This window comes from Desulfosporosinus sp. BICA1-9 (assembly GCF_000802135.1).
Genome location: NZ_JUEE01000248.1, coordinates 42,498 through 53,309, shown reverse-complemented (window position 1 = coordinate 53,309; position 10,812 = coordinate 42,498). Strand labels below are relative to the sequence as shown.

Here is a 10,812-nt window from a genome sequence, read left to right as displayed (position 1 = left end):
TCGGCAAGCGCCTGAAGGAGGCCAAGGCCTTGCTCCCACATGGAGAATGGGGAAAATGGTTGGTCGAATCGGTGAGCTATTCCCAGCGCACAGCCAACAGGCTGATGCAGCTCTTTGAAGAATATGGAGATAAACTGTTCGCTTCCACCGATGACGGCGGCAGCTCAAATTCGTCAGCGCTGACGAATTTGACCTACTACCAGGCCCTTCTCCTTCTGGGGATTCCGGAAGATGAGCGGGAGAAATTTATCCTGCAGCATGATGTAGAAGATATGACCATCCGGGAGCTGGATCAGGCTCTCAAAGAACGGAATCAAACCGCTCCGGAGAAAGAGCAGGCTCAAGTCACGCCCCTGCCAAATAATCCTCAGGATATCAAACTAGAATATCTAACCGTCAAAAAAATCGACAAACCAAGAAGCAGCCCAAAAGCAAGCTATTACAAATACAGCGTTATTTATCAGCTTTCAGTCTGTAACACCCATAATCAGCTTGAATCTGCAACATGCTAACCCCTTCCCTCCATCTGCTTTCACAGACTTCTACGGTACTATGGGTTAGTCGGACTTCCTATAATGCGTTTGCTCATCTTGCTCGTTTCCTTACTTGACTTTGCATACTGGTTTCCCAGACACCATAGGACCTCAGCTGTTCTATTAACATACTTATCATCAAACTCGCCAAGCCCTCTGACCCCGGAAGAACTCTACAAATCTCACCGTTGCGATTTGCATAATGTTGTCTGCTACCGTAAAGACAGTATCGACCCCTTCATTTAGATAATAATTTCGTGGCTCAATTGCTTCACTTTCGTTTCGGCTCGTTTGCTCCCCGCCCTACGCTTAAACCTAATGTTACCATTTCGGCTCCAAGGACTAGGTACAGGCTACTGGTTAGGTATTACCTGATAGGATTTTCCTACTGTATGTTAATAGCTTACTAATGAAAATAGAATTGCTTCCATTTTCAAGAGGAAACATCGCGCATTTGCGTGCTGCTTCGCAGCTCGCTCCTTTGTAATATTATACCATAAATTACCTTCTATCTCAACTACGTTTCTCACCTGAAAGACACGGGGAAGGTTCTTCCGTCAATATAGACGAATCTTTCGTCTCCTGTTGCGTTATCGCAATAATTAGGTTCACCTTTGCTTTGTCCACCCATCATTGTATAATATTAAAAGGCTAAACTAGAGAAGTATGAGGTGGCCTTTTTTGTTAATCTTACTAACGATTTTCAACTCAATGCTCATGGTGACGGGTCAAACCCTTTGGAAATTAGGGGCATCAGGAAAAGAGATTCATAGTCTCGGTCAACTCCTCCGCCTTTTTCTAAGCCCCTATGTGATTGCCGGCCTCACGGTGTACGCCTTTGCGTCCGTTCTTTGGATTTATATTCTAAATAAAGGTGAGCTAAGCTATGTTTACCCCATTCAGAGTACGGCCTTTATTTTTGCCCTTATTATAGGTACAACAATTTTTAAAGAACACCTGACGCCCACAAAGGTCATCGGGGTCTTAGTGATTTGCCTGGGTGTTATTATTATCACACGGAAGTAGGAATTATAATGTGGAAAGCTGTTCAGTATTTACCGGAAAATCTACAGGAAACCATCGCAATGACACGAGAGTATTACGGGGAATCCTGGATTTCTGACATCGGATACTTGAAATGGCAGTATGAAGCCAACCCTGCCGGACCGGCGATGATCCAATTAGCCCGAGATGTGGAAACGGGTCAGTTGGCCGGTCAATATGTAGTGATTCCGATGCGTTTTAAAGCGTTTGATCAAACGGTGAACGGAATCCTCTCCCTAAACACCCTCACTCGCCAAATCTATACCGGACAAGGAATTTTCACTGGTTTAGCCAAAACCGCTTATCGCGAGTGTGCTGAGCAAGGATCGGACTTTTGCTATGGGTTTCCCAATCCGAATTCCTACCCTGGATTTACGAAAAAGCTGGGGTTTACGGACATAGGTTGCGTCCCTTTGTTACTCCGTCCCTTGAACCTTAGAGCCTTGATCAAAGACAAAGTCGGGTCCGCGCTGCTTGCTTCTTTCACCCTTCCCTTCCAGCCTTTTTATAAGGTCAAAGAACGCTCAGATGAGCGCTATGAGGTCTATCCGCTCACTGCCTTCAATCTCACTGAAATGAATGTTTTCTGGGCTAAAATACAAGACAAATACCCCATCATCGGAATCCGCGATGCAGACTATATCCGTTGGCGCTATTTTGAAAATCCCTATCGGGACTATCAGCTTTACGGAATTCGCAAAAAAAATGGTTCTGAGCTTATCGGTTATATAGTAGGACGAACCACCGAAGTGGAGGGTTTGTCTTCTGGTATGATCGTCGACTTCCTGATCGATCCGTGCGTTCCTGATGCAGGAACGCTTCTCATCAATCGTCTCCTACGTTTCTTTGTCGATAACAACATGGATATGGCAGGGTCGCTCATGATGCCCCACACGGAAGAATCTCGCCTTCTCAAAGGAAATGGCTTTTTCACCTGTCCTAAAGCCTTGGAGCCACAACCGTTCCCGGTAATTTACCGCAGGCTGCGCCTCCAAGGGGGAGGCGTAGGGAGCCATGAGAAAGAGGACCATGGAGATGGTGTCCAAGACCCTTTCCTTCAACGAAATCACTGGTTCTTAACTATGGGTGATTACGATGCTATTTAACAAGTGAACTCGTTCAGCTAAAGCTGAACATTGAGACGCCGGTGACGATAGTCTCCGGTACGATAGTCTCCAGTGGAGATTATCGCCGAAGCCATGACGTGATCCCTAAAGAAATACCTACCGGCATAAGATAGATTATCGCCAAAAGCGCACAGCCCTTAATGAATAGGTCGCGCTGAATGATGGGTTTCACCGAGCCGCCTATTCTCCACAGGAAGACTTCATGGCGAAGGATAGACTAATGTTAAGGGCTAGTCCCAAAGGAACACTTTCGCCCATTGGAAATCTACCTCTACCAAAGCAGGATATGAAACACCAATTTTTATAGAAGGATTCTTAGACCCAGATAAATCTATAATTCATTATTTTTTCAGAGAAATAATATTTAGGTTATCTATTAGCCTCATCTGTACGAAAGCAGGGTTAAGCTATGAAGAATATACTAACCGTCGACTTAGAAGAGTGGTTTCATGCTAACTATGACGATAACGTTTTCGATGCCCAAAAAACCTACGAAGTACGTATCGTTCAAAATACGGAGCGTCTTCTAACTCTATTTGCCGAACATAAAGCTAAAGCTACCTTCTTCGTGTTAGGCTACGTTGCTGAAAAGCACCCCCAACTGATTCAAGATATAGCAGCAGCTGGACACGAGATTGCCTCCCACGGATATGCTCATCAACTTATTTACGAACAATCACCGAGTACGTTTAGAGAAGATGTCAGCCAAGCGAAGAAACGCGTTGAAGATATCATCGGCAAGACCGTCAAAGGATACCGTGCACCATCTTGGTCCATCACGACAAAATCCCTCTGGGCCTGGGACATTTTAGAAGACCTAGGGTTCGTCTACGACGCAAGCGTCTTTCCGATCGAAACATACCTCTATGGTTTACCTTCCTCACCCCGTTTTAATTATCACCCTACATCCAACGGTAAGACACTCAACCTCCTAGAGGTACCTTCCTCGACGGTTCGAATTTTCAATAAGAATATCCCTTTTGCTGGTGGCTTTTATTTCCGAGTCCTTCCCTATCCTCTGATTGCACAGTGCATAAAAACAGTCAATAAAGAGGGACAACCAGCTATCGTCTACCTCCACCCCCGCGAGATCGACCCTGAGCAACCTCGGCTCACCCTCAGCAGAAAAGAAGGCCTCATCCATTATTACGGAGTTAAGGGGTGCGAGCAGAAGTTGATACGCATTTTGAAAAAGTTTGAGTTTACTTCGATTGAAGGGTATTTTGGACTATGAACAAGCTAAGCCATTGAAATTCTAGGAGAGGTAGAATTTGAGCCAAGGGCATGCGAATGCTTCTCTCAAAACCTGCCACCTTGAATATTATTAGAAAATAATATTCAATAAAATGGTTTCAATCTATGAGAACATTACAAAGTCGTCTATACAATATGAAACGAGATCAAAGGGTTTACCGCCTCGATCTCGTTTCTTTTTTAAAGGAATTCTTCATTCCTTACTATTTTCGTCTACTCCTATAAGAACTTCCATATAAATTTTTTCAGAAATTCTGTAGTTATTTTCAATTAACTTATCCAAACAAACTTTCAAACTTTCAATTTTACCGTTGAGTTTAGCGAGTTTCAAAAAGCCAATTAATCCAGTCGGTTCAAGAAGCATCGCTTCGGCTAGACCTCGTGCAGCTTTATCGTCAATTAGAATATATTGCGCATTCAATTCCCTAGCTGCCACTATTACTTCTAATTCGCCTCTATTCAATTTACCAATATAGCGATTGATCAGTAGCTCTTCTTTAACGGAATAAATCTTAATATAACCTCGTTTGACAGCCGTTTCTAATTCTTCTTTACCTAGCCGATTCTGCCCCTCTTGGACTACCTCTGTATAAACTGCTTGCGTTACTATTACCTGGTCAAAAAGGTCCCATAAAAGATGTACTAATCCTAAAGAGGCAAGACCAATGACCGGACTAGAATTACAAATCACTAATTCTAATTTTCTGGTCATTTTTTAAAATCCATTTCTTTCAACATTTTTTTGATTGCCCGTTCATCTTGGTACAAATGCTCTTCTGAATATTCTCCCCACGGAAGCCCTTGTTCTTTTAACATGTCCATAAAATCTACTAGTGTTTCACCCGAGAGCTCTGCCGCCTTTTCCAAGGAAACTGTTTTTTGAGCAAACAGATTAATTGCAAAAGCTACTCTGACTTTTTTGTTGATAGAATTCCCATTAATCTTATCCAAAAATGGTAGTAATTCTTCAGGTAATTGTAATTGAAAGGTTGATTGATTTGACATGATTATCAACTCCACAATTTAAAATACTTTTTATCAATTATAACACAAATACAATTGTATTACTTATTATTTGTAAATTTTTGTAAATATAATTGCTTTCCCTCAACTGTATTTTGGGGTGCTGAACAGCATCTAGTACGCATCTTGAAAAAGCTCGAGTTTACTTTAATTGAGGGGAATTTCACTATAGAAAATAAGAAACGAGATCGTAGAGTTTACGATCTCATTACAAGTCTGAAAGCGTTTTCATCTTATAGATTTAAGCTTTACAATGTCACCCCAATTATTCGCTGTAATTAGTTCAATATTTGATAGGCTTTTTCCAAAGGCTTTAATTTCTCCACTTATCTCCGCTATATCAAACGACATCTTATCGTGTTCTGCTTTATTGACTTGTGTTAAATGTTCTAACGCCATTAATATCTGTGTATTTTCGTTAATCTGATTCCTTTGATAGTCTACTTTTTCTGATAATGTATTAATTTGATTACCTCGACTGTCTACCTTTTCTGATAAAGTAGTAATTTGATTTGATAGGGAATCGAATTTGTGATTAAAATCGCTTTTTAAACATTCTAGTGCCTGAAGGATTTTATCTTCCATTCCTATCACTTTCTTTCTATGCTTAATCATATGTTCCATTATATCATAGCACTTCGATAAAATCATTGTGGATTTATATTATCTGCCGAAGACTTGCTTCAAATCGATTATAATGTCCGTGAACAACTTGCACGAGATCGAAGGGATTACCACCTTCGATCTCGTATTTGATTCACATCCGCCCTCAGCCTAAGGAGCGCCTTTCTACTTCTACACGCGACAACCTTCTCCAGAAACCCTACCCAGAAGGAGCGCTTTTCTGCTAAGCGGATGCTTTAGTGCAGCCGCTATCCAAACGAGCGCCCGACGGTTCGCACCCCGTCAGCGCGCCGCAGGTTCACATGCATCCAGCCCTGAGGTTCGGACGCGCTCGCGAACCGTCCAGCTCGTCAGCGGCGTAACGTGCAGACGCGTGCAGAAAAGCGCTCCTCCCCCCGTCGTCGGCGTGTACAAAAAGCTCCCCTAATCATCCCAAATCCTACTCATCATCGAGTTAAGAATAATCGCCAAACTCACCTTAAACATATAATACCCGCTCTTAAACGGCGTAATCGACGAACTCCCAGACAACCGTGCATCCATTTCAACCGAAATCTCTATCACCCTTAACCCGTTCTTAAGTAAAGTTACAATAGCATCAGGCTCCGGATAATCTGTGGAATAATGGGCAGACACAATCCGCAAGGCCTTTTGATTATAGGCGCGAAATCCCGACGTAGGATCCGTATAAACCCTACGCACAACAGACTGGATCGTTTTACTTAACAGATAAATTCCTAAGCGCCGTGGCCAGGCAGATTTATATGACGTTTTCATTAAAAATCTTGATCCGATGGTTACATCGGCTTCCCCCATCAGTACAGGGTCGACTAATTTCTTAATTTCTTCAGCTCTGTGCTGTCCATCTCCATCAACTTGTATGGCAACGTCATAGGAATTCTTCACAGCATAAAGAAACCCTGTCTGAACCGCGCCTCCAATTCCAAGGTTAACTGGCAAGGAGATCACCTTCGCACCCTGCGCACGAGCAACCTCGGCGGTCTGATCGGTGGACCCATCATCAATGACCAGGACATCGAGCCAAGGGGATGCTATTTTTAGGTTTCGGACTACAGACCCGATATTATCTACTTCATTCAAAGCAGGGACTATTGCTAAAATTCTTTTCATTTTGTTTCGTCCTACACGTCCTTACGGCTTATTTCTAAGCTGGCAGGGTTTTCTTCCAAACGTTTTAAGTCATCCTCGAGTAAAGCGATCCGTTGTATTAAAACCCGATTGTTCGAACTTAATTTGGAAATTTCCAATGAAAAATGAACACACAAGACAAACACCAGAACTCCAAAAATTACGAAGATCGCAGATGGGGCATAATAAATCCCCATCAGGTCGGCCAAATACTCTACCCCATTTTTCCAGAGGGAAAGACCGATCATACCCAGACCTGCAACAATCCAAATCAAAGAGTACTCTACCGCTAAGCGTCGCCGACGGACTTGTTCAACGATAAAACCGGTTACCAGCATGCTTGCTATAAAAACGAGAATTTGAACGCGTGACAATTTATCTCCCCCCACCTGTTCGCGGATTCACTCTGGCCAGCCTCCCGATACCTTTAAGGGCCATCACTACCACTAAGGATGCGAAGAGGATCATTGCAGGCATCACGGGTAGCCGATAGCGAGCCCCGGATACAACCGTGATCATACTCACAATAAAACTATAATAGGCTGTAAAAAGCAACAGAAAGCTATACTTTCTAAATTGGAAAAGACTGATAAATACCCCGAAGAGTCCCAAGAGGAGATACCATTTATCCCATTGATCTCCCTGCATTTTATAAGAATCGCCATCAGCAGGAGTAACTGGTTGCCAGAATAGGTTAATTTCTTTGGTTAGCGTGCGCTGCAAAAACTTTACGGGATGCTGAAGGATATAAGCGACTGCCAATTGCTTATATTCCTTTTCTTGTTCTAGAATGGGTAGTTTTTCGATTCGGGCCTTTACTTCTGGATCATAACTTGGTTGAGTAAACGTAAAGTATTGATTCGTCATTGTCAAGGGATTATTCCCTAAGTAAAATTCATAGGAACCATAATTTGATACTGCAATAAACTGATGATACTTTATTCCGTTGCGTATCCACCAAGGACTCATGACTATAATGGTCATCATAACGATGATAGCAAAGTCTCTGATGGCAATTTTTAAACGGCCACGATGCATCCATAAAATCCATAGCCCCAGAACCGGGAAAAAAAGCAACAGTATAGGGCGAACCAGATTAGAAATTCCGATCACCGCCCCTAAGCTTAAGAGGGTTCTGAGTTTTGGCTGTTTGGCCTCTTTAGCATAGAGGGTTAAAACATAAAGGAAAAGCGTGATCGTAAAAACGTAGGTGATCTCTGTAAGAACATACATCCCCCAGAATGCAAACAAAGGGTAGCCTAGGGTCAGAGCATAGGGTATCAAGGCATATCGCTTGCCAAACAATAGTTCACCGGTCTTATACGCGAGCACTGCACTGGCCGCTCCAAACGCAGCGTGCAGAACAAGGATGACCATGCCATAACTTTTAAAGCCGAAGATCCCATAGATCAAGGCCAGGAGCAAGGGATAGATTGGTCCAACCACGTACTCGCGTGTTTGGGCGACCGCTCGTACTGCACCACCATTATCTACCTGGGCAAAATTCCCCGAATTCACGAGCCCATGACCTTGGAGAAAGTTTTCGGCAATATTAGAATAGGTAAATCCATCAGGGGAAATAAAGTAGCTCACACTATATGATTTAATATAGAGTAACTCTATGCCCAAGGCCATCAAAAACAAGAGTCCTGTAATCCAATTATAATGTTTAGCCAATGATGTCCACCCTTTTCGATGTACGAGGTTCGATGCACGAGGTTCGAATTCCAGTGTCTTTATACGTTTAGCCAATGATGTCCATCCTCTGTGATTTAGAGTTTTACTGAGTTAACATATCACTTATAAGCTTCTCATTTGTACTTGGAATTACCCCAGTTCCGCCTAAAATATAAGCTTTGGTAGTCTTTCCAGATAAACTTTGCACGTAAGTTTGAGTATCCGAACTTAGCTCTCCTTTAGGGATCAGGATCATTGGGCTCCCACTCAAGGCTGCAAAGGCACCACCAGATAGGCCATCCGGGAAGTTCTCCCCAGTAGCAATCACAATCGATCGGGGATTTTGGTTGAAATATTTTACAATTTGCAACATCGTATCATATTTTGTCTCCCCAGCCAAGCGAAGGGGTCCATAGCTTTCCAGGGGACCTCCCTTAGCATCAAACGCCGTAGAGATCGCAAACTTTCCTCCTACGATGATGGTTTCAGTCACTTCAAAGTCCTTCAGTATTTGTCTAGAGGCCGTGGGTAACGTGCCTTGTTCCGTTAAAAGGATAGGAATTCCTAAAGCAGCTGCTGGGGCAGAAGCAGATAAAGCGTCTGGAAAACTTGTACTGGATGCCAGGATCACCTGTTTACTCGACCCAATCTTCCGGGCAATGGCTGCTGCCGTATCGGCCGCCGAAGCTCCGAAGATACGCTCATAAACTATTTTTTCTTCTGCAAGTGAGTCCGAGACCTTCTTAATTATGGCGCCCTCTCCACCAATGACATAGACTTTATCTCCAGCCCCCAGCCGTTTTATTTCTTGTAAGACGGCCTTATCGAGCTGATAAGGTGAAGTTAACAGTAAAGGTGCCCCCAGTTTCTTGGCTAATGGAGCAGCCGCTAAGGCATCTTGGAAGCGATCAACCCGAGCAAGGAGCACGATTGGGGAGGAATTGTCCGCCCACCCTTGTTGAGATATTTTGATTGCTGTCTCTTCTGCACGAGTGCCAAAGAGACGTTCAAGGCTGAAGGCCTCTGGTTGGGGTTGAGGATTCGGTATCGGCTCAGGGATCGTGCCTCGGCTTGGATCGTAGATAGGACTTGGGTCCGTACCAGCGCTTCGCGTGAGTTCGTTGCCGGTCTTAGCCCGTTCTGTGAGACTAGCATCGAGAATTGGACCCTCTAGAACCGCCAAATAATATTTATTCGCACTCGCCTTCGAAGTGGATGTCCCTTCAAGGGCTAATTTGTCTGCTTCAGCTAAGAGTTTGATATAAGAGTTAAGGAGACCCGTTTTTGCCTTTGCCGCGAGGCCTGCCTCCAGATCTGACCCCTGCAGAACCATTCCATAATCCTGTACAGCGATTAGGTTGGAGGGACCTGAACCTTCAAGGACCAGCTTATCTGCTTCAGTTATGACTTTGTTTAAGGCACTTAGATGTCCTTGGTTAGCACGTATTGAGATGCTGGCATCTAAATTCGGACCCTGCAAAACCGTCCAATAGTATTTTGCCGCAGTCGCGTAGGAAGAGTCCTTCCCCTCAAGCATCAAAGCATCTGCTTCAGCTAACAAATTCGCATAGGCACTCAGGATTTTCTGGGAGATGATCGATTTATCGGTGACCGTCGGACTATTATAGGCGGTGACATAAAATCCTAAAGCGTAATATGAACCCCAACGTGCATATTTGTACCAGTAATCTCCGTTAGCAGCCTGTGCACCAGGTCCCCCGCCGGATGAAATCAATGAAGTAGGATCAATCACTAAATCTCCTAAATGAGTCGGAGTTGGAGTGCTCCAGCGACTGGAGAAGTAAGGAGGATTCACTGGGGGCAGCATGGATTTAGAGAATTGTGTAGCGCCAGGGATGAAGGTTATTGCGCTATTGTACTTCTGTCCCATGAGATTAAATACCGAATCTTGGTAGGCGGATTTACCCGTAATGACATTCGGATTATTCCGTATTGCCCAACTATTGTAGCCCCACACGGCAAAATACCAGTTTTCGAGAACGTTTCGGTCCCCGTCCCCAATTTTTGGGTAAGCACGCCACTTTTGATTGAGCATCTGGCAACCCACTTCAATATTATAATCAATATCATTACTTAGTTTGTTGATTGTCTCAGTGTCATTGGCACTATATGAGGAGATTTGCATGATCCCAATTCCTATACCGTCGCGTCCTATTAATGGCTTATCCATTAATGGTTGTTTCGTCGTTGCATCCAGTTCGTATTGCTTCCAACCACTCTCCATCCAGGCTATGGATTTAAGGAGTACCGGTGGAATGTTATATTTATTCGCCCAAAATTCTAGTTTTTTGCCGATATCCTGGTAGTAAGCCGTTTGATCAACTGCGGCTGAAACCGATTTTGCCGGGATTAACTGCATA

11 protein-coding genes are annotated in these 10,812 nt (G+C 43.7%); 4 read left to right on the top strand and 7 right to left on the bottom strand.

From position 1 onward, the window contains the following. The 4 genes from JL57_RS30670 to JL57_RS30655 form a co-directional block, all read left to right on the top strand. A partial coding sequence (locus JL57_RS30670; RefSeq protein WP_291300795.1) for a DUF3102 domain-containing protein occupies positions 1 to 512 on the top strand: 512 nt, incomplete at its 5' end. 702 nt (positions 513 to 1,214) lie between these two features. Next, positions 1,215 to 1,559 (top strand): EamA family transporter, encoded by a 345-nt coding sequence (locus tag JL57_RS30665; RefSeq protein ID WP_034145658.1) that lies wholly within the window; start codon positions 1,215 to 1,217, stop codon positions 1,557 to 1,559. 8 nt (positions 1,560 to 1,567) lie between these two features. Beyond that, the gene (locus tag JL57_RS30660; RefSeq protein WP_034145657.1) at positions 1,568 to 2,683 is read left to right on the top strand and encodes a GNAT family N-acetyltransferase; all 1,116 of its coding nucleotides are present in this window, start codon (positions 1,568 to 1,570) and stop codon (positions 2,681 to 2,683) included. Between the two features lie 430 nt (positions 2,684 to 3,113). Further along, positions 3,114 to 3,938 (top strand): XrtA system polysaccharide deacetylase, encoded by an 825-nt coding sequence (locus tag JL57_RS30655; protein WP_034145656.1) that lies wholly within the window; start codon positions 3,114 to 3,116, stop codon positions 3,936 to 3,938. A 213-nt stretch (positions 3,939 to 4,151) separates the two neighbouring features. Here JL57_RS30655 and JL57_RS30650 read toward each other — a convergent pair whose 3' ends face one another. The 7 genes from JL57_RS30650 to JL57_RS30620 all read right to left on the bottom strand — a co-directional run bounded on the left by JL57_RS30650 (position 4,152) and on the right by JL57_RS30620 (position 10,811). Continuing rightward, positions 4,152 to 4,670, bottom strand: coding sequence for a DUF3368 domain-containing protein (locus tag JL57_RS30650; RefSeq protein ID WP_034145655.1), 519 nt, complete (start codon positions 4,668 to 4,670; stop codon positions 4,152 to 4,154). Continuing rightward, a complete protein-coding gene (locus JL57_RS30645) occupies positions 4,667 to 4,963 on the bottom strand; it encodes a UPF0175 family protein (protein WP_034145654.1) in 297 nt (98 codons plus the stop codon). Before JL57_RS30645 ends, JL57_RS30650 begins: the two co-directional genes overlap by 4 nt. A gap of 246 nt (positions 4,964 to 5,209) precedes the next feature. Next, positions 5,210 to 5,566, bottom strand: coding sequence for a hypothetical protein (locus JL57_RS30640; protein WP_291300794.1), 357 nt, complete (start codon positions 5,564 to 5,566; stop codon positions 5,210 to 5,212). A gap of 462 nt (positions 5,567 to 6,028) precedes the next feature. Then, positions 6,029 to 6,736, bottom strand: a complete 708-nt coding sequence (locus JL57_RS30635) for a glycosyltransferase family 2 protein (RefSeq protein WP_034145653.1) — start codon at positions 6,734 to 6,736, stop codon at positions 6,029 to 6,031. Between the two features lie 11 nt (positions 6,737 to 6,747). Beyond that, positions 6,748 to 7,128 carry a DUF2304 domain-containing protein gene (locus tag JL57_RS30630; RefSeq protein ID WP_034145652.1) on the bottom strand — a complete coding sequence of 127 codons (381 nt, stop codon included), beginning with the start codon at positions 7,126 to 7,128 and terminating at the stop codon, positions 6,748 to 6,750. A gap of 1 nt (position 7,129) precedes the next feature. Then, positions 7,130 to 8,506, bottom strand: coding sequence for a glycosyltransferase family 39 protein (locus tag JL57_RS30625; protein WP_366557139.1), 1,377 nt, complete (start codon positions 8,504 to 8,506; stop codon positions 7,130 to 7,132). A gap of 28 nt (positions 8,507 to 8,534) precedes the next feature. Then, a complete protein-coding gene (locus JL57_RS30620) occupies positions 8,535 to 10,811 on the bottom strand; it encodes a cell wall-binding repeat-containing protein (protein WP_291300793.1) in 2,277 nt (758 codons plus the stop codon). Position 10,812 lies beyond the last annotated feature (1 nt).

Coding starts and splice junctions, on each gene's coding strand:
- JL57_RS30650 (WP_034145655.1), bottom strand. CDS start 4,670: ATGACCAGAAAATTAGAATTAGTGATTTGTAATTCTAGTCCGGTCATT.
- JL57_RS30660 (WP_034145657.1), top strand. CDS start 1,568: ATGTGGAAAGCTGTTCAGTATTTACCGGAAAATCTACAGGAAACCATC.
- JL57_RS30640 (WP_291300794.1), bottom strand. CDS start 5,566: ATGGAAGATAAAATCCTTCAGGCACTAGAATGTTTAAAAAGCGATTTT.
- JL57_RS30645 (WP_034145654.1), bottom strand. CDS start 4,963: ATGTCAAATCAATCAACCTTTCAATTACAATTACCTGAAGAATTACTA.
- JL57_RS30620 (WP_291300793.1), bottom strand. CDS start 10,811: ATGCAGTTAATCCCGGCAAAATCGGTTTCAGCCGCAGTTGATCAAACG.
- JL57_RS30635 (WP_034145653.1), bottom strand. CDS start 6,736: ATGAAAAGAATTTTAGCAATAGTCCCTGCTTTGAATGAAGTAGATAAT.
- JL57_RS30655 (WP_034145656.1), top strand. CDS start 3,114: ATGAAGAATATACTAACCGTCGACTTAGAAGAGTGGTTTCATGCTAAC.